The sequence below is a fragment of the Actinophytocola oryzae genome (assembly GCF_004364325.1).
GTDB classification, from domain to species: domain Bacteria; phylum Actinomycetota; class Actinomycetes; order Mycobacteriales; family Pseudonocardiaceae; genus Actinophytocola; species Actinophytocola oryzae.
This window is the reverse complement of record NZ_SOCP01000003.1, coordinates 554139-573161: the sequence shown is the minus strand read 5'-3', so window position 1 is coordinate 573161 and position 19023 is coordinate 554139. Positions and strand designations below refer to the sequence as shown.

19 protein-coding genes are annotated in these 19023 nt (G+C 70.3%); 10 read left to right on the top strand and 9 right to left on the bottom strand.

Going from position 1 to position 19023, the window contains the following annotated elements; translation table 11 throughout:
- Nucleotides 1-17: 17 nt before the first annotated feature.
- The 9 genes from CLV71_RS10010 to CLV71_RS09970 form a co-directional block, all read right to left on the bottom strand.
- The gene (locus CLV71_RS10010; RefSeq protein WP_133902356.1) at nt 18-1460 is read right to left on the bottom strand and encodes a beta-N-acetylhexosaminidase; all 1443 of its coding nucleotides are present in this window, start codon (nt 1458-1460) and stop codon (nt 18-20) included.
- Complete coding sequence (locus tag CLV71_RS10005; protein ID WP_133902355.1) at nt 1457-2290, bottom strand: carbohydrate ABC transporter permease; 834 nt, start codon at nt 2288-2290, stop codon at nt 1457-1459. The genes CLV71_RS10010 and CLV71_RS10005 overlap by 4 nt, the downstream gene beginning before the upstream one ends.
- Nucleotides 2287-3186 (bottom strand): carbohydrate ABC transporter permease, encoded by a 900-nt coding sequence (locus CLV71_RS10000; protein WP_133902354.1) that lies wholly within the window; start codon nt 3184-3186, stop codon nt 2287-2289. The genes CLV71_RS10005 and CLV71_RS10000 overlap by 4 nt, the downstream gene beginning before the upstream one ends.
- 1 nt (nt 3187) lies before the next feature.
- Complete coding sequence (locus CLV71_RS09995; protein ID WP_133902353.1) at nt 3188-4498, bottom strand: extracellular solute-binding protein; 1311 nt, start codon at nt 4496-4498, stop codon at nt 3188-3190.
- Nucleotides 4499-4614: 116 nt separating this feature from the next.
- Nucleotides 4615-5013 (bottom strand): DUF1707 SHOCT-like domain-containing protein, encoded by a 399-nt coding sequence (locus CLV71_RS09990; RefSeq protein ID WP_133902352.1) that lies wholly within the window; start codon nt 5011-5013, stop codon nt 4615-4617.
- 13 nt (nt 5014-5026) lie between these two features.
- The gene (locus tag CLV71_RS09985; protein ID WP_133902351.1) at nt 5027-6496 is read right to left on the bottom strand and encodes a GntP family permease; all 1470 of its coding nucleotides are present in this window, start codon (nt 6494-6496) and stop codon (nt 5027-5029) included.
- A 10-nt stretch (nt 6497-6506) separates the two neighbouring features.
- On the bottom strand, nt 6507-7124 hold the full coding sequence (locus tag CLV71_RS09980) for a bifunctional 4-hydroxy-2-oxoglutarate aldolase/2-dehydro-3-deoxy-phosphogluconate aldolase (protein ID WP_133902350.1): 618 nt from the start codon (nt 7122-7124) through the stop codon (nt 6507-6509).
- A gap of 5 nt (nt 7125-7129) precedes the next feature.
- Nucleotides 7130-8713, bottom strand: coding sequence for an N-acyl-D-amino-acid deacylase family protein (locus CLV71_RS09975; RefSeq protein WP_133902349.1), 1584 nt, complete (start codon nt 8711-8713; stop codon nt 7130-7132).
- The gene (locus CLV71_RS09970; RefSeq protein WP_133902348.1) at nt 8713-10011 is read right to left on the bottom strand and encodes an amino acid deaminase; all 1299 of its coding nucleotides are present in this window, start codon (nt 10009-10011) and stop codon (nt 8713-8715) included. Before CLV71_RS09970 ends, CLV71_RS09975 begins: the two co-directional genes overlap by 1 nt.
- A 138-nt stretch (nt 10012-10149) precedes the next feature.
- Here CLV71_RS09970 and CLV71_RS09965 point away from each other — a divergent pair, with 138 nt between their 5' ends.
- The 10 genes from CLV71_RS09965 (at nt 10150) to pucD (ending at nt 18949) form a co-directional block, all read left to right on the top strand.
- Nucleotides 10150-11079 (top strand): sugar kinase, encoded by a 930-nt coding sequence (locus tag CLV71_RS09965; protein WP_243866357.1) that lies wholly within the window; start codon nt 10150-10152, stop codon nt 11077-11079.
- Nucleotides 11076-11828 (top strand): IclR family transcriptional regulator, encoded by a 753-nt coding sequence (locus CLV71_RS09960; protein ID WP_133902346.1) that lies wholly within the window; start codon nt 11076-11078, stop codon nt 11826-11828. Before CLV71_RS09965 ends, CLV71_RS09960 begins: the two co-directional genes overlap by 4 nt.
- Nucleotides 11828-12211: a RidA family protein gene (locus tag CLV71_RS09955; RefSeq protein ID WP_133902345.1), complete on the top strand. Its 384-nt coding sequence runs from the start codon at nt 11828-11830 to the stop codon at nt 12209-12211. The genes CLV71_RS09960 and CLV71_RS09955 overlap by 1 nt, the downstream gene beginning before the upstream one ends.
- A gap of 67 nt (nt 12212-12278) precedes the next feature.
- Entirely contained in the window at nt 12279-12770 is a 492-nt protein-coding gene (gene uraD / locus CLV71_RS09950) for a 2-oxo-4-hydroxy-4-carboxy-5-ureidoimidazoline decarboxylase (RefSeq protein WP_133902344.1), read from the top strand.
- Nucleotides 12771-12828: 58 nt separating this feature from the next.
- The gene (uraH, locus tag CLV71_RS09945) at nt 12829-13125 is read left to right on the top strand and encodes a hydroxyisourate hydrolase (RefSeq protein ID WP_133902343.1); all 297 of its coding nucleotides are present in this window, start codon (nt 12829-12831) and stop codon (nt 13123-13125) included.
- A 2-nt stretch (nt 13126-13127) separates the two neighbouring features.
- Nucleotides 13128-13982: a factor-independent urate hydroxylase gene (gene pucL, locus CLV71_RS09940; protein WP_133902342.1), complete on the top strand. Its 855-nt coding sequence runs from the start codon at nt 13128-13130 to the stop codon at nt 13980-13982.
- 2 nt (nt 13983-13984) lie between these two features.
- On the top strand, nt 13985-14836 hold the full coding sequence (locus tag CLV71_RS09935) for an FAD binding domain-containing protein (protein ID WP_133902341.1): 852 nt from the start codon (nt 13985-13987) through the stop codon (nt 14834-14836).
- Nucleotides 14836-15300, top strand: a complete 465-nt coding sequence (locus CLV71_RS09930) for a (2Fe-2S)-binding protein (protein ID WP_133902566.1) — start codon at nt 14836-14838, stop codon at nt 15298-15300. Before CLV71_RS09935 ends, CLV71_RS09930 begins: the two co-directional genes overlap by 1 nt.
- Entirely contained in the window at nt 15297-16655 is a 1359-nt protein-coding gene (locus tag CLV71_RS09925) for an 8-oxoguanine deaminase (RefSeq protein WP_133902340.1), read from the top strand. Before CLV71_RS09930 ends, CLV71_RS09925 begins: the two co-directional genes overlap by 4 nt.
- Nucleotides 16652-18949 (top strand): xanthine dehydrogenase subunit D, encoded by a 2298-nt coding sequence (gene pucD, locus CLV71_RS09920; RefSeq protein ID WP_133902339.1) that lies wholly within the window; start codon nt 16652-16654, stop codon nt 18947-18949. Before CLV71_RS09925 ends, pucD begins: the two co-directional genes overlap by 4 nt.
- Nucleotides 18950-19023 lie beyond the last annotated feature (74 nt).

The following is a 19023-nucleotide window of genomic DNA, read 5'->3' as shown; positions in this document are numbered from 1 at the left end:
TGCGGCCGCACTGTCGTCTACAGGTGCCGTGGTCGGCCCGGTACGCCGGGTCGGGTCTGCCACGGGTGGGCGCCTGCCAGCGGGCGGTACTCCACGCCGAGTGCGTCGAGTCTCGGCAGGTGGTGGCGGACCAGGCGGGCCGCGAACTCCGTGTAGTCGCCTTTTCCGTGGCTCCACACCACTTCCGCGAACGCCGCGAGTCGAGGGAACGCCGCGTAGTCGACGCGGCGGGGGTTGTCCAGGTGTTCGGTCCACACCTGTGCCTGCGCGCCCAGGACCTGTGGGCCGTCGAGGGGCTCGTAGGCGTGGACGTCCGCGAGGGTACGTAGGTAGCCGACGGGGATCGGCTCGTCGGGGTGGTCGGACTGGCGGTGGTCGAGGTACACGTGCTCCTCCGGGCACAGCACCACGTCGTGGCCCGCGGCCATCGCGTCGGTCGAGAGCCACGCGCCGATGATCGTGCTCCGGGGGAGCGGACCCGCGTCGTCCCACGCCAGCGCTCGCCTGCCCAGCGACTCCAGGTGTGCCACCAGCTGGGCCAGGAACCAGCCACGTAGTTCATCCACATTGGACAGTCCGAGATCGCTTGCGTGGGCTACCGTCTCGGGATCGCTTGCCCACTGGGTGGTCGGCACCTCGTCGCCGCCCACGCAGATCACCTTTGACGGGAAGATCTCCGCTACGTGGGTCAGGACCTGGCGGTAGAAGTCGACCACGCGGTCGTTCACGGCCAGGACGTTGTCGTTGACGCCCCAGCGGGTCAGGACCTCCAGCGGCTCGCCCGTGACACCCAGCCACGGGTACGCGGCGATGGCCGCCTGGCTGTGGCCCGGCACGTCGATCTCCGGCACGACCGTGATGTGCCGCTCCGCCGCGTACGCGACGATCTCGCGCAGGTCCTCGACCGTGTAGTAGCCGCCGTGCGGGCGGCCGTCGTGGCCGGGTGTGCCGTCCGGTGGTCGTCCGACCCACGAGCCCGCCCGCCACGAACCGACCTCCGTCAGGCGTGGGAACGCGGGCACCTCGATCCGCCAGCCCTGGTCGTCGGTGAGGTGCAGGTGCAGCACGTTCAACCGGTGTGCTGCCATCAGGTCCAGGAACCGGAACACGCCTGCCTTCGGCATGAAGTGCCTGGCCACGTCCAGTAGGCAGCCACGCCACCCGAACCTCGGCCAGTCCTCCACCACGCCGCACGGCAGCACGTATGGTCCACTGTGGATGTTCGTCGCCCGGGAGGCGGTCGGGCCCAGTAGTTGGCGCAGCGCCTGTGTCGCGTAGAACGCGCCGGGCTGGTCCGCTGCGTCGATTCCTACGCCGTCGGCGGTGACGGTCAGCCGGAAACCCTCGGCAGGCAGCGTGGCGTCCGTCGACACCGTTGGTACCGGTGGCTCGTTCACCACCAGTGTGCCCTGTCCCGCTGTGACGCGTACTGGACGAGGCAGCAGGCCTTCGAAGGTCATCCCTTCACCGCTCCCGCCATGCCGGAGACCAGATGTCGTTGCACTATCAGGAAGAACACGAGTACCGGCACCGTCATGAGCGTCGAGCCCGCCATGATCGCGCCCCAGTCCTGCTCCTCCGGCTTGAAGAACACCAGCAGCCCCAACGGGAGCGTGCGGTTGTCGGTGCCGGAGATGAGAAATGTCTTGGCGAACAGGAAGTCGTTCCACGCGTGGATGAACGACACCACGCTCGCCGCCACCAGACCGGGTGCCACCAGCGGGAACAGCACCTGCCAGGTGAACCGGAACCGGGACGCGCCGTCCAGCGCCGCGGCCTCCTCCAGCTCGACGGGCACCGCCGCCACGAACCCGCGCAGCAGCCAGATCGCGAACGGGAGGCTGAACGCCAGGTGCACCAGTACCAGCGAGCCGAGTCGGTTCAGCCCGAAGGCCGGTGCTACCTCGCCGAATGACCGCATCAGGAAGAACAGGGGGATCGTCAGCGCCTCCACCGGCACCATCTGCGCGACCAGCAGCATCACGACCAGCACCGTCCGGCCTCGGAACCGGAACCTCGACAGCGCGACCGCCGACAGGAACGACACCAGCAGCGACAACGCGACCACGGCCGCCGCGACCACGACGCTGTTCACGAAGTACAGCCCGAAGTTCTGCACGTCCAGCACTCGGCGGAAGCTGTCCACCGTCGGTGCCACGGTCCACAGTTTCGTCGACTGCAGCTCGCCTGCCGGTTTGAGTGCCGAGAGCACCATCCAGTACAACGGGAACGCGACCACCGCCGCGATCACGACGCACAGTACGTCGACCAGAACCTGCGTGCGCCTCATCGAGCACCTCGCTGCGCACGCACGTACAGACCCGTGACCAGCAACAGCAGCACGGTCATCACCACGCCGATCGCCGCGCCCAGACCGTACTCCTCGCCTGCGAACGCCTTCTGGTAGGCGTACACGTTCAGCACCAGGTTCTGGCCGGCCACTCCGCCACCGTTGGTCATCACGTAGATCTGGGTGAACACCTTGAAGTCCCAGATGATCGACTGGATCGTCGCGATCATCAGGATGGGCCGCAGGATCGGGAAGAGCACCGCCGTCGCGGTCCGCCGGGTCGAGGCGCCGTCGAGCGACGCCGCCTCGACGACCTCGCGCGGGATGGCCGTGATTCCCGCGTACATCGTCACCAGCACGAACGGGAACGAGCACCAGATGATCTCGCCGGCCACCAGCCCGAACGCCGAGTAACGCTCGAAGGTCCAGGAATGCCCGCGCATCCCGCCGAAACCGAGGCTCGCGAACACCTCGTTCACGAGCCCGAAGTCCTGGTCGAACAGGAACAGCCAGACGTACGAGCCCGCCATCGTCGGGGTGGCCCACGCCCCGAGTGCCGCCAGGAACAGCAACAGCCGCGGGATCGGCCGTGCCCGGTCGGCGAGTACGGCCAGCGCGGTCCCGACGAGCATCGTGCCGGCCACGCACACCGCCGCGAACACGACCGTCGTGGCCAGCACTTCCCAGAACTGCGGGTCGCCGAGCAGTTTCGTGTAGTTGTCCAGGCCGAGGAACACGAGCGGCGCCGCCCCGCTGGCCTGCGGCTGCCCGTAGTCGAACAGGGAGATGACGACCAGCTGGTAGATCGGGTACGCCATCAACGCCAGCAGCACGATCCCCGCCGGGATCAGGTAGAGCAGGGCCGCTCGGCCGTCTTTTCGTTGTACGACGGCCATCTCAGCCGCCGAACGACTCGTTCATCTCACCGGCGGCCGCGCTGGTCGCGGCATCGACGTCCAGCTGGCCGGTCGCTACCTGCTGGACGGCCGTCGGCAGCACGGCGGCCGCGTCGATCTTCGTCCACGCTGGGGTCGAGGGCACGAACCGGGTGCCGGCCTGCGCCGTTCTGATGAACGGCTCCAGGAACGGGTCGTCGTCGGCGACGCGGTCCTGGACGTCGGAGAACGTGGGCATGTTGCCCATCGCGCCGAACATCTTCTCCTGGTACCGCTTGCCGCCCAGCAGCTTGATGAACTCCAGCGACAGCGTGTACCTGTCGCTCGACCGGAACACGCCGAGCAGGTTGCCGCCCGCGAATGCCGGTGCGATCGAACCGGACTTGGTGCCGGGCAAGGGAACCACGGCGTACTTGCCCTTGACCGCACCTGCCTCGACCGCGGCCCTGTTGAAGTCGCCACCGATCGTCATGCCTGCCTTGCCACCCGCGAAGGCCGCCACCGACTGGGAACCGGTCAGCTGGGCGCAGGCCGACGGCGGGCAGATGTCGTCCTTGAGCAGCTCGGCGTACTGGGTCATCCCTGCGCGCGCCTGTTCGGAGTCTATTGTGGACTTCCAGGTGTCGCCGTCCTGCTTGGCCACGTCACCGCCGTTGGCCCAGATGTAGGGCAGCAGTGCGAACTGGTACTTGCCGCCGACCGCGATCCCGTACAGGTCCGGCTTGGCGGCACGGATCCGGCGTGCGGTCTCGGTCAGCTCCTTCAACGTCCTCGGCGGCTTCAGGCCCAGCTCGGTGAAGACGTCCGTGCGGTAGTAGAGCGCGCGAGTCCCGGTGAACCACGGGATCCCGTACGTGCGTTCGTCCACTGTGGCCGTGTCGAGTACCTCGGGGACGAGGTCCCCGCTGTCCGGCCACGCCTTGATGTCGCCCGTGAGGTCGGCGAAGCCGTTGGAGGCGGTGTAACCGGCCAGGTCGGTGTTGCCGAACTCGGCGACGTCCGGTGCGCTGGTCTTGTCGTTGAAGGCGCCGTTGAAGCGGGTCGCGCGGCCGTCGACGGGCAGGTACTCGACGTTGACCGTGACCCCGGGGTGTGCCTTCTCGAACTCCGCCTTCGCCTCGGTGACCACGGCTTCCTTGGGGGCGTTGGCGGCCTCCTGGAACAGCCACACTCTCAGATCGCCTGTGGTGGCGCCGATCGTCGCGCCCGCGGCCCCGGTCTGCTGAGGGTTGTCGTTCGACGCCTGCGGTGGCGCGCAGGCGATCGCGACCACGCCGAGCGCGGCAACGGCCAGTATCCGACGACGGTTCATGGTGCCCCCGTTGCACTATGCGCAATAGACGTTCTGCTATTCGCAACGGATGCTAGGACGCCGCGACTGCCGAGCACAAGGGTCTAAACCATTGTGTGCTTTGTGGTTGCGGCAGGTCAGTGCCTGGCGAGCGCGGTCCACACGGTGGCCACGACGAGCAGGCAGGCGAAGAGGATCGCGGGCACCCACCAGCCCGCGAGGATCGCCGCGAGCACGATGACGCTGCCGGTGATCAGCAGCAGGCCTGCGCCGCCGCCGGCACGGGCCGCCGAGGCGAACCACGTGCCGTCGGCGGCCGTCTCGCCGATCAGCGGGTGCGGTGCGGGTAGGTCGTCGAACAGTGCCCGCAGCTCACCGAGGGTCTTCGCGTGCTGTGCGAGGTCTCTGCGCCGGTCGTGCTCGGCAGAGGAGAGGTGCTCCTCGGCGTGGTGTTCGGCGAGTGCTCGGACCGCGATCTTCCGGTCGGCGCTGTCGGCCCACGCGGCGTCCTCTTCCGGTGCATCGTCCGGCAACATGGGGGCCAGTGTGTCAGATGACGGCCATCAGCACCGCCGCCACCGCGAAGCCGACGACGGACAGTATCGTCTCCAGCACCGTCCACGTCTTCAGCGTGTCCTTCACGGAGATACCGAAATACCGTGACACGATCCAGAATCCGCCGTCGTTGACGTGCGAGGCGATGATCGAACCCGCGCAGATGGCGGCCACCAGCAGCGCGAGCTGCGCCTGCGAGTAGTCGACATCCTTGATGGTCGGACCAATGATCGCCGCCGTCGCCGCGATCGCCGCGGTGGCCGAGCCCTGCGCGATGCGCAGACCGCAGCTGATCACGTACGCCGCGAAGATCACCGGGAGTCCGGCGTCGTGCAGGGTGTCCGCGATGACGTCGCCGATGCCGGTCGCACGCAGTACCGCGCCGTAGAACGCACCCGCGCCGACGACCAGCAGGATCATGCCGACCGGACGCAGTGACGCGGCACCCAGCTCCGCCACCTGCCCCTTCGTCATCCCGCGCCGGTAGCCGAGCAGCCAGAACGCCAGCAGGACGGCGATGGTGAGCGCGACCGCCGGTGTGCCGACGAAGTTCGCGATGCCGACGGCCGTGGAGCCCTTGGGCAGCCAGATACTGCCGAAGGTGCCCGCGAGGATCAGCACCAGTGGCACGGCGATGATCCCGATGACCAGCCCGAGCCCGGGTTCGGCGGGGCTGTCGTCCCTCTGTTGGGGCTCGTCGTCCGAGTCGTTCGAGTCGGCTGAGCCCGTGGAGCCCGTGGTTCCCGACGGACGCGCGGTTCGTGCCGCGGCGAGCATTTCCTCCGGTACGGGCAGATCGAGGCGTTTGCCCACGAACGAGGAGAACAGCACACCGCCGATGAACCAGGCGGGGATCGCGCACACCGCGCCCATCAGGATGACCCAGCCGAGGTCGACGCCGAGCAGTGCGGCGGCGGCGACCGGACCCGGGTGTGGCGGCAGGAACGCGTGTGTCACGGACAGGCCGGCGAGCAGGGGCAGGCAGTACAACAGGATCGAGCGGCCACCCTGCTTCGCCGCCACGTAGACCAGCGGTGCCAGCACGAAGATGCCGACGTCGAAGAACACCGGGACGCCGAAGATCAGGCCGGCCAGGCCCATCGCCAGCGGTGCCCGGTGCTCACCGAGCGCCCGCAGCAGCGACCGGGTCAGCACCTGTGCGCCGCCGGAGGCCTCGAGGATCGCGCCGAGCATCGTGCCCAGCCCGATGATCGCGGTGATGTGACCGAGGATCCCGCCGAAACCCGTCTCCAGCAGGGACTCGCCGGGTTTCTGCGCGGAGCCGACCAGCGACTGCACCGGAAGCCCCGCGGCCAGCGCGGTCACCAGGCCGATCACCAGCAACGCGATGAACGGCTCGACCTTCCACTTGATGATCATCAACAACAGGATCGCGATACCGACGACCGCGAGCAGTAACAACCCCGGCGTCGAATGCTGTAACCAGTTCGTGAACCCCGACATGACTACCTCGCTAGGCTAGTGCGGCAAGGAATTCCTTCGCGCGAGCGGTGATCTCGTCGAACCGTGACTCCGCGGCCAGTTTCGGCCCCACCACGCCACTTCCCGCGGTCACGGCGATCGCGCCGCCCGTCAGGAAGGACGCCGCGTTCTCGGCGTTCAGCCCACCCGTGGCCACCAACGGGACGCCAGGGTAGGGCCCGTGCAGGTCGGCGAAGTACGCCGGTCCCAGCCTGGCCGCGGGGAACACCTTGACCGCGGTGGCGCCGAGGTCGACCGCCGTCGCTACCTCGGTCGGCGTCATCGCGCCGAGCACGACCGGAACCCCCTGGCGTACCGCCTCTTCCGCGACGGCCGGACGCAGGCCCGGGGTCAGCAGGAAGGTCGCACCCGCGTTGATCGAGTCGCGGGCGTCCTGCGCCGACATCACCGTGCCCGCCCCGAGTACCAGACCGTCCACTCGGGACGCCTGCTCGATCAGCCTCGGTGCGTTCGGCGTGGTCAGCGCGAACTCCACGATCGGGAGGCCCGCGTCGACGAGTGTCCGCGCGAGCCCGCCCGGGTCGCGGATCTCGGGTGCGCGGATGATGCACAACGCGCGCCGCGTGGACAGTTCGGCCAGCAGGTCCATGGTTCTCAGGCTCCCTCGTTGCGGATGGAACGGCCGGCGAGCGCACCCGTGTGGCGGCCGTCCTCGATGACGGGCACGCCGTTCACCAGCACGTAGGGGATTCCGGTCGCGGATTGGCGCGGCTCGTCGAACGTGGCGGTGTCGGCAACGGTGTCCGGGTCGAAGAGCACGAGGTCGGCCGCGTAGCCCTCGCGCACCAGGCCGCGGTCGGTCAACCGCAACCTGCGTGCGGCCCGGCCGGTCAGGTGCGCCACGCACTCCTCGAGGCCCAGCACGCCAAGCTCCCGGACGTACCGGGCGAGGTAACGCGGGAAGGTGCCCCAGGCACGCGGATGCGGCCGCTCACCGACGAGGAGCCCGTCGCTGCCACCGGTGTGCGTGGGATGGCGCATGATGGCACGCACGTTGTCCTCGTGGCCGACGTGCATGAGGCAGGACGTGCCGAGGCGCTCCGCCACCAGCACGTCGAAGTACAGCCCGGCGGGTGGGCGCCCGGCTTCCCGCGCGGACTCGGCGACGCTCCTGCCCACCAGGTGGGTGTTCTCCGCGCGGCGCACGCCGTTGATCTCGATGGCCGCCCAGTCGACCGGGACGCCGTGACAGCCGTCCGAGCCGGTTTCCTCGATGTCCGCCCGGATCCGCTCCCTGGTGTCCGGATCGGACAGTCGGGTCAGCGTCGCGTCCAGGCCGCCCTCGGTCGACCAGCTCGGCAGGAGCGCGGACAGGTAGGTCGCACCGGGCAGGTACGGGTAGGTGTCGAGGGAGATGTCGCAGCCGTCGGCGATCGCGTTGTCCAGCAACGACAGCAGCTCACCAGCGCGGCCCTCGTTGACCGGGAAGTTCATCGTGGCGTGCGCGAGGTGCAGCGGACAGCCGGAGCGGCGTGACACGTCCACCATCTCGGCGTACGCCTCCAGCGCGCCCGCGCCGTAGCTGCGGTGGTGCGGGCTGTAGTACCCGCCGCCCGCGCCGACCACCTCGCACAGCGCGACCAGCTCCTCGGTCGACGCGTACATGCCCGGCGTGTAGGTCAGCCCCGACGACATGCCCACGGCGCCCTCGGCGAGCCCCTGTGCCACAAGGGATCGCATCCGGTCCAGCTCGGACTCGGTGGCCTGCCTGGACTCCCAGCCGACCGCCAGCATCCGGACCGTGCCCTGCGGGACAAGGTACGCCGCGTTCACGGCGATGCCCCGGTCGAGCCGGTCCAGGTACTCGCCGACGCTTCGCCAGTCCCAGTCGAAGCCGGGCGGGTCGTCGTTCCAGCCCGCGAGCTGCGTGCGCAGCCCGGCGAGGGTCTCGTCGTCGACCGGCGCGTACGACAGGCCGTCCTGGCCGAGCACCTCGAGGGTGACGCCCTGCGACACCTTGGCCGTGTGGTCGGGGTTCGCGAGGACCTGCAGGTCCGAGTGCGAGTGCATGTCGATGAAACCCGGCGCCAGCACGAGGCCGTCCGCGTCGACGACCCGCCCGTCCGACCCGTCGCCGACCGCGCTGATCCGTCCACCGTGGACGGACACGTCCGCGCGCCTGGCGGGCGCGCCGGTGCCGTCCACCACGGTCGCGCCCCGGAAAATGAGGCCCGTCATCAGAAGAAGGTGCGGATCAGGTCGACGACCGTCGAGCCGTCCTCGCCGACCACCGGCACGAGTGGCACCTTGTCGAACGTGGTGCACGGGTGCGACAGCCCGAGCGCGACCCAGTCGCCCACGTCGAGCGTGTCGTCGGCGTCCAGGGTGACGAACCCGTGCTGGTCGTTGAGCTGGGTCACCGTGGCACCCGTGAGCCGGGTGACGGTGCCCGCTCTGCGCCGCAGGACCGGTTGCGGCAGGTCGATGTCGTAGGGCACGTCCCGCTTGCCTGCCGTGATGAACGCCAGCCGCGGCTCCGGCCTCGACACCACCTGCGCCCACGCCCGCACCGCGGGCCGCAGTCGTGGGCCGTCGAGCCGGGGATGCGCGCCGAGCGGGGAGATCTCCTGGTAGGTGCCCTCGTCGTGCGTGATGTACGCGCCGCTGCGCAGGACCGGGAGGACCGGCAGCGACCACGGCGCGCCGAGCACCTCGACCACCTGGTCGAAGAACGCGCTGCCGCCCGCGGTCACGATGATCTCGTCGAGACCGTCGAAGTGACCCCGGCCCGCGAGGTCGAGCGCGAGGTCACGCAGCTCGGACAGGTGTGCGTGCACTGCCGCGAGCCCCTCGGCCGACGCGACACCCGACACCGCGCCCTCGTAGCTCGCGACGCCCGCGAGGCGCAGGGCCGGGCTGGCCGCGACGGCCTCGGCGATCTTCACCGCGGCCGTCCGCTCGCGGACTCCGGTCCTGCCACCGGAGACACCCTGCTCCACCAGGACGTTCACCACGGAGCCGCCACCCAGTGCCTCGGTCATCAGCTCGACGCCGCGCTCGCTGTCGACCCAGCACCAGAACAGGAACTCGGGGTCGCTGGCCAACTCGTCGGCCAGCCAACGCAAAGCCGCCGCGTCGACCAGCTCGTTGGCGAGGATGATCCGGTTGACGCCGAATGCCCGGTATATCCGCATCTGGGACGCGTTCGCCGTCGTCTGTCCCCACGCGCCGTGTGCGAACTGCCTTGCGTAGAGCTGCGGGGCCATCGTGGTCTTGCCGTGCGGGGCGTGTGCGAAACCGTGTCTGGCGCAGAGCTCCGCGATCGTGGTGAGGTTGTGCGTGAGTGCTTCGTCGTCCAGGACCGTGACCGGTGGCACGAAGCCGTCGCCGAACAGGTCCGGCCTGCGCTCCTGGACGTCTCGGATGGACTGTCCCCACAGCGACGACGGCAGGCCCTTGAAGCGCCAGTCGAGGGGTTCGTCGAGGAGCGTGTCGAGGGCGGCCTGACTGAGCTGTCCTGGCGTGATCTGCGGCATATCCCTCTCCATTGCGTATGTTGCAACGGCTATTGCGTCCTGCGCCACGGAATTGTGTAGCATCTTCCCGGTTGACCAGTCAACGGCGTGAAGGGGCGGCCGGTGGGAACTGTCGACGTGCTCTGCCTCGGGGAGACCATGGCGTTGTTCGTGCCCGCGGAGCCGGGGCCACCAGACGAGGTCGTCACGTGGACGCGGACCGTCGGCGGCGCGGAGTCCAATGTGGCCAGTCACCTCGCCGTGCTCGGCCTGCGGTCCGCGTGGGTGAGTGCCGTCGGCGACGACGCGTTCGGCAGGGCCGTGGTGTCGACCATCGCCTCGTTCGGTGTCGACGTGTCCTGCGTCGCGGTGGACCCATACAGGCCGACCGGCCTGTACGTCAAGGAAAGCGACGCGTCCGGCAGCCCGGTCCGCTACTACCGCACGGGCTCGGCCGCGTCCGGCATGAGCCCGGTGTCCCTGGACGCACTGGCGCTGGACGGCGTGCGGGTCGTCCACACCAGCGGGATCACCCCGGCGCTGTCGGACAGCTGCCTCGACCTGATGCGGACGCTGTTCACCGGACCCCGTGACGTCACGCTGTCCTTCGACCTCAACTGGCGGCCCAGGCTGTGGGCCGACCGCGATCCCTCGGTGCTCCGCGAGCTGGCGTCGGCGGCGGACGTGGTGTTCGTCGGCGCCGACGAGGCCGACCTCGTGTGGGGCATCGGGGAACCCGCCGCGATCAGGGAGTTCCTTCCCGAAACCCACACACTGGTGGTCAAGCTCGGCGCGCAGGGTGCCGTGGTCTTCGAGGGCACGGCCGAACCCGTCTACCAGCCCGCGCTGGAGGTCGACGTCGTCGAGCCGGTCGGCGCCGGGGACGCCTTCGCCGCAGGGTTCCTCTTCGGCACCCTCTCGGACTGGTCGCCGAGGCGACGGTTGCGGGCGGGGCACCTGCGGGCCGCGTCCTCGCTGCTCACCCACCACGACGTGGGGCCGTCGCTGCCGGTCTCGTTCGTGTCGGCGATGCTGGACGCGTCGGACGACGAGTGGGCGGCGGCCCACGTGACCACGGATATGACATGAGCCAGAGCCTCGACCGTGCGTTGGTGCTGCTCGACGAGCTGGCCGCCGGGCCGAGGACGCTCGACCAGCTCGCCGAGCGGCTGTCGGTGCACAAGTCGACGGTGCTGCGGCTCCTGCGCACCCTCGAGTCGCACCAGTTCGTTCAGCGCACCGACGTGCGGCACTACCGCCTCGGCACGTCGCTGTTCGACCTCGCGTTCCGCGCGCTGGAGGAGCGGGACGTGCGGCGCAGCGTCGAGCCGGCGCTGCGGGCGCTCAACGCCGAGACCGGCCACACCGTGCACCTCGCGTCCTACGAGGACGGCGAGGTGATCTACATCGACAAGGTCGAGAGCAGGCACAACGTCCGGATGGTCTCGCGGATCGGCAAACGGGCGCCCCTGCACTGCACGGCCGTGGCGAAGGTGTTGGTCGCCGCGATGCCCGCCGACCGACGTGAGGCTGTCGCCGCGTCGATCACGTACGACAAGATGACGCCGAACACGATCACGACGCCACGCGCGTACCTCGCCGAGCTCGCGCGGGTGGCCGACCAGGGCTACGCCGTCGACGACGAGGAGCACGAGGAGCACATCCACTGCGTCGCCGCTCCCGTCCGCGACGCGCGTGGCGAGGTGGTGGCGGCGATGTCGCTGTCGGTGCCCCAGATGGTGCTCGACCTCGACGGCCTGCTCCGGCTGGTGCCCACGCTGCTGGCCGGTGCCGCCGCGGCGTCAGCCGAATGTGGGTTCACTGGAAGGAGCAGCTGATGGCGAAGGTCGCGATCCACCCGGAGGGCACGAAGATCCCGACGGTGCCGCTGACGCACGGCATCCGCAAGGGCAACATCCTGCAGGTGGCCGGCCAGGTCGCCGTCGACCCGACGACCAACGAGCGGGTCGGCGCCGACGACGTCACCGAACAGACCCGCCAGGTCATGCGCAACGTCCAGGCCGTGCTGGAGGCGGGTGGCGCCACCCTCGACGACGTCGTGATGTGCCGGGTCCACCTCACGGACCTCGCCCACTTCGGCGAGATGAACGACGCCTACCGCGAGTTCTTCGAGGAGTCCTTCCCGGCCCGCACCACCGTGTACGTCGGCCTCCCGGACGGGCTCCTCGTGGAGATCGACGCACTGGCCGTCCTCGACTGACCGTCGCCGCCGCGCCACCCTGAGTGACGTGACGCGGACGCGATCGATGGTCAGTACAGTTCGCAGGATGTCCGACCAGTTATCGCTCGACCGACTGAATGCCGAGGAACCGGCCACGGCGGAGCGTGACTTGCTCGCCTGCTGCGCGTCCCGCCGCTGGGCCGACGAGCTGCTCGCCAGGCGTCCGTACCACGACCTCGCCCAGCTGCGGAGCGTCTCGGCACAGGTGCTGGCGGCGCTCGACTGGACCGACGTCGAGCAGGCGCTCGCCGCGCACCCGCGCATCGGCGAGAAGGCAGACGGTCACTCGAAGGAGGCAGGCTGGTCGCGGGACGAGCAGGCAGGCGCCACTCCCGGCGAAGACCTCGTCGCCGGGAACATCGTGTACGAGGAGCGGTTCGGGCACGTCTTCCTGATCTGTGCCACGGGGCTGTCCGGCGAGGACATGCTGACCGCCCTGCGCACCAGGCTCGGCAACGATCCCGCCGCCGAACGCGACGTCGTGCGTGAGGAGCTGCGCAAGATCGTGGACCTGCGGCTCGGGAAGGCGTTCGCATGAGCGAGCTCGCGAGCGAATCATCGACACAGCGGTGTCACGGAGCCTGTGAGGGGACGCCGTGAGTCTGTCCACGCATGTGCTGGACACGAGCGAGGGGCGGCCCGCGGCGGGCATCCGCGTGCGGTTGGAGCTGCACGACGACGGCTGGCGCCTGATCTCCGACGGCCGCACCGACGACGACGGCCGGATCAGCGGCTGGGACACCCCCGGGCCAGGGGTCTACCGGCTCGTCTTCGAGGTCGGCGGCCAGTTCTACCCCGAGGTCACCGTCACCTTCCGGGTCGCGGACGACAGTCACCACCACGTGCCGCTGCTCATCAGCCCGTACGGCTACTCGACCTACCGGGGGAGTTGACCATGGACATCAGGCTCGGCGACAACCAGTACGGCAAGGCCGAGACCCGGCTCGTACGCGTCGACAGGGCGGAGGCGGGTCACGAGATCACCGATCTCAACATCAGCACGGCGTTAGCCGGCGATCTTGCCGCCACCCACTTGACGGGTGACAACTCCGGGGTCTTACCCACCGATACGCAGAAGAACACCGCCTACGCGTTCGCCCGCGACGGCGTCGGCGAGATCGAGGACTTCGCGCTTCGGCTGGCCAGGCACTTCGTCGACACGGTCGACACCATCCACCGCGCACGCGTGGCCATCGAGCAGTACACCTGGGAGCGGCGCGGCCATCACTCTTTCGTGCGCGGTACCGGCACCCGCACCGCGACCGTCACCTACGATGGCACCAGCGCGACCGTCGTGTCCGGAGTGGACGATCTGGTCGTCATGAACACGACCGGTTCCGAGTTCCACGGATATCACAAGGACGCGTACACGACGTTGCCAGAGACCAACGACCGCATCCTCGCGACGGCCGTCGCCGCGAGGTGGCGGCACGCGCACCCGCGCAACGCCGACTGGGGCGAGGCGTACCGCGAGGCGACGAAGCACCTCGTCGACGCCTTCGCCGACACCTACTCCCTGTCCCTGCAGCAGACCCTGTACGCCATGGGGGAGCGGGTGCTGCGTCACCGGGCCGAGCTGGCCGAGGTGCGGCTGTCGCTGCCGAACAAGCACCACTTCCTCGTCGACCTGTCGCCATTCGAGCTGGACAACCCCGGCGAGGTGTTCTTCGCCGCCGACCGGCCCTACGGGCTCATCGAGGGCACGGTCGTCCGCGACGGCGCACCCGACCCGGGTCTCGCGTGGTGGTGAGCATGGACTTCCTCCAACCGTCCACACTGGACGAGGCGATCGGGCTCAAGGCCGCGCACCAGGACGCCGTGCCCATCGCGGGCGGTACGGACGTCATGGTGGAGCTGAACTTCGACGCCCGCCGCCCGCCCGCGCTGCTCGATCTCGGCCGCGTCGCCGAGCTGGGTGGCTGGGAGGTGCGCGACGGCCACGTCCGCATCGGCGCGACCGTGCCGTACACCACGATCGTCGCGGAGCTTGGCGACGTGCTGCCGGGCCTGGCGATGGCGTCACGCACGGTCGGCTCGCCGCAGATCCGCAACCGCGGCACGGTCGCGGGCAACCTCGGCTCCGCCTCACCCGCCGGTGACGCGCACCCGCCGCTGCTGGCCACCACCGCGGAGGTCGAGGTCTCGTCCGTGCGTGGCAGCAGGACCGTCCCGGTGCGCGAGTTCTACCGTGGCCCCAAGCGTTCCGTGCTGGCGGCCGACGAGCTGATCACCGCCGTGACCGTGCCGGTGAAGAAGGGGCCGCAGCAGTTCGCCAAGGTCGGCACCCGCAACGCGATGGTCATCGCCGTGTGCTCCTTCGCGGTCGCCGTCGACCTCGAGGAGCGGACCGTCGGCACCGGCATCGGCTCCGCGGGTCCGACCCCGTTGCGTGCCACGGAAGCCGAGGAGTTCGCCGCGACCGAGCTGCCGTGGGAGTCGCGAGATCCGTTGCCGGACACCGTGTCCCGCGAGTTCGGCCAACTGGTCGCGGCGGCCGCGCGGCCCATCGACGACGTACGGGGCAGTGCGGACTACCGCAGGCACGCGCTGTCCGTGATGGCCCGCCGTACCCTCGGCTGGGCATGGCGGGAGGTGCTGGGCTGATGCGGGTCAACGTCGAGGTCAACGGCGAGCAGCGCACGGCGGACGACGTGTGGCCTGGCGAGAGCCTGCTGTACGTGCTGCGTGAGCGGCTCGGCCTCCCGGGCGCCAAGAACGCCTGCGAGCAGGGCGAATGCGGCTCGTGCACGGTCTACCTCGACGGCACGCCCGTGTGCGCGTGCCTCGTCGCGGCGGGCCAGGCCGAGGGCCGCTCGGTCACGACCGTCGAGGGACTGTCCACAGGGGACGAACTGGATCCCGTGCAGGAGGCGTTCGTCCGCACCGGCGCCGTCCAGTGCGGGTTCTGCACACCGGGTCTCATCGTCGCCGCGCACGACCTCGTGCGCCGCAACCCCGACGCTGGTGACGCCGAGATCCGCGAGGCACTCGCCGGGAACCTGTGCCGCTGCACGGGTTACGAGAAGATACTGGACGCGGTGCGGATGGCGGCCAGGGAGCGCGCATGAGGATCGTCATCGAGAACGCCGCCATCGCGACCGTCGACGCGCAGTCCGAGGCGGGCACCGAGTACGCGAGCGGCCACGTCGTCGTGGCGGACGGGGTCATCACGGCCGTCGGCGACGGGCAGGCACCCGACGGCCTGGCCGACCGCCGTCTCGACGCCGCCGGCTGCCTTGTCACACCGGGGTTCGTGAACACCCACCACCACCTCTACCAGTGGGCGACCCGCGGCTACGGCCAGCAGTCCACGCTGTTCGAGTGGCTCGTCGAGCTGTACCCGGTGTGGTCGGGCATCGACGAGCCGATCACGCACGCCGCCGCGGTCGCGGGCCTCACCCGGCTCGCCCGCACGGGGTGCACCACCGCGGCCGACCACCACTACGTCTTCCCGCGCGACGGCGGCGACGTGTTCGGCGCGACGGTCGACGCCGCCCGCCGCGTCGGCGTCCGCCTGCACGCGGGCCGCGGTTCGATGGACCGGGGCGAGTCCGACGGCGGCCTGCCGCCCGACGACATCGTCGAGACCCTCGACGACGCGCTCGCGGGCACCGCCGAGGCCGTCGACCGCTACCACGACTCCTCGCCGGGGTCCTTCCTGCGGATCGCGGTCGCCCCGTGCTCGCCGTTCTCCGTCAGCGAGGACCTCATGCGTGAGACGGCGAAACTGGCACGGGACAAGGGAGTCCGGCTCCACACCCACCTCGCCGAGACCCTCGACGAGGAACGCCAGTGCCTCGACGAGTACGGCTGCACGCCTGCCGAGCTGGCCGACCGCCTCGGCTGGCTCGGCGAGGACGTGTGGCTCGCCCACGGCATCCACCTCTCCGACGACGCCGTGCAGCGGCTCGGCGAGACCGGCACCGGCGTCGCGCACTGCCCGACCTCCAACGGCCGCCTGGGTTCGGGCTTCGCGCGGGTGCAGGACCTCGTGCACGCCGGCGCGCCCGTCGGCCTCGGCGTCGACGGCGCAGCGTCCAATGAGGACGGTGGGCTCGGTGTCGAGCTGCGCCAGGCGGTCTACTTCGCGCGACAGAAGAAGGGGCCGCACTCGGCCAGCGCCCGCGACGGGCTGTGGCTCGCCACCCGGGGCGGCGCCCGCTGCCTCGGCAGGGAGGGCGAGATCGGGTCGGTCGAGGTCGGCAAGCAGGCCGACCTCGCCGTGTGGCGCCTGGACACCCTGGCGCACGCGGGCATCGCGGACCCCGTCGTCGCGCTGGTCTTCGGCGCGCTCCCGCCGCTGAAGCTCCTGCTCGTGGGCGGGAACCCGGTGGTCGAGGACGACAGGATGCTGACGGTCGACGAGACCGAGGCCGCCGCCGCACTGCGCACCGCGTCGAGGCAGCTCGCGGAGAAGCGATGACCACCACCCAGCCACAGGTCGCGAACGTCACCGGCGGCATCGGGGAGAGCCCGCTGCGCCCCGACGGCGCGCAGAAGACGCGGGGCGAGTTCGCCTACTCCTCGGACCTGTGGGCGGACGACATGCTGTGGGGCGCCACGCTCCGCAGTCCGCACCCCTACGCACGCATCAGGAAGGTCGACCTGACCGAGGCGCTCAAGCTGCCCGGCGTGTACGCGGTGCTCACCCACGAGGACGTCCCCGGCGAGAACCTCTACGGCCTCGAGCACCCCGACCAGCCCGTCCTCGCCGTGGACGTCGTGCGGTACCAGGGTGAACCGGTCGCGATCGTCGCCGCCGACCACCCGGAGACCGCGCGCCGCGCCGCCGCCCGCATCGAGGTCGACTACGAAGTGCTGACCCCGGTCACCGACGCCGAGGCCGCCCTGCGTGGTGAAGCGCCGATCCTGCACCCCGCCCACGGCAGCAACACCGTCCGCCACGCGCCGATCCGCGCGGGCGAGGAGAACCCCACCGCGGCCGTCGTGGTCACCGGCGAGTACACGGTCGGCATGCAGGACCAGGCGTTCCTCGGCCCGGAGTCCGGCCTCGCCGTGCCTGCCGAGGACGGCGGCGTCGACCTCTACATCGCGACGCAGTGGCTGCACGCCGACCAGCGCCAGGTCGCGCTGGCACTGGGCCTCGACCACGACAAGGTGCGCCTGCACCTGGCGGGCGTCGGCGGGGCGTTCGGCGCCCGCGAGGACCTGTCGATGCAGGTACACGCCTGTCTGCTCGCGCTGCGCACACGCAGGCCGGTCAAGATCGTGTACGGCCGGGAGGAGTCGTTCTTCGGGCACGTGCACCGCCACCCGGCGAAGATGCGGTACGAGCACGGCGCCACCCGCGACGGCGACCTCGTCTACGTCAGGGCGAGGCTGGTGCTCGACGGCGGCGCGTACGCGTCCACCACCGCGGCCGTCACCGGCAACGCCGCGACGCTCGGCGCCGGCCCGTACCGGGTGCCGAACGTGCACATCGACGCGTACGGCGTCTACACCAACAACCCGCCCTGCGGTGCGATGCGCGGCTTCGGCGCGGTGCAGGCGTGCTTCGCCTACGAGTCACAGATGGACAAGCTCGCCGCCGCGCTGGGCATGGACCCGGTCGACCTGCGTGTCCGCAACGCCGTCGAGCGCGGCTCGGCCATGCCGACCGGACAGGTGATCGACTCGCCGGCGCCCGTCGCCGAGCTGCTCGAACGCGTGCGTGCCAAGCCGATGCCCGCTGTCCCCGACGGGCCGAGGGACCTGCGTGAGCTGCCGGGCGGCGTCGCCAACACCACGCACGGCGAGGGTGTCGTGCGTGGCGTCGGCTACGGCGTCGGCATCAAGAACGTCGGCTTCTCCGAGGGGTTCGACGACTACTCGACCGCACGGGTGCGCCTCGAGGTGATCGCGGGCGAGCCGGTCGTGTCCGTCCACACGGCCGCTGCCGAGGTCGGCCAGGGGCTCGTCACGCTGAAGGCGCAGATCGCGAGGACCGAGCTGGGTGTGCAGCGGGTGCAGATCCAGCCGTCCAACACGTTCGTCGGCAGCGCGGGGTCCAGCTCCGCGTCCCGGCAGAGTTACGTCACGGGTGGCGCGGTCCGGGCGGCCTGCGCGGAGGTCCGTTCGGCTGTGCTCGAACGCGCGGTGAGCCGGGGGCTCCCGGCGTCGGCCATGGTGGGCGGGAAGATCGTGTCGGCGTCCAACGAAGTGCTCGCGGACCTCGCCGACGTGCTCGGCGACGAGCCGGTCGAGCGGACCGTCGAGTGGCACCACCGGCCGACCCAACCCATCGACCCGGTGACCGGACAGGGCGTCGCGCACGTCCAGTACGCGTTCGCCGCGCACCGCGCGGTGGTCGACGTGGACGTCGACCTGGGGCTCGTACGTGTGGTGGAGCTGGTGTGCGCGCAGGACGTCGGCCGGGCGATGAACCCGGACGCGGTGATCGGCCAGATCCAGGGCGGCTCGGCGCAGGGGCTCGGGCTCGCGGTGATGGAGGAGATCCAGGTCGTCGACGGGGTTGTGCGCAACCCGTCGTTCACCGACTACCTGATCCCCACGGTCCTCGACATGCCGCCGATGACCATCGACGTGCTGGAGCGCGCCGATCCTCACGCGCCGTACGGGTTGCGCGGTGTCGGCGAGCCACCGACCCTGTCCTCGACCCCCGCGGTGGTGGCCGCGATCCGCGCCGCGACGGGCATCGCGCTGACCCGGGTGCCGGTCCGGCCCGAGCACATCGTCGAAGCCGATCTCCGCACGTAAGAACAAGTTCTCCACAGAAACCTGTCGTGGCGTGGTGGAATCAGTGGTGGTTCGGCGGGCGTGCGGCTGGTAGT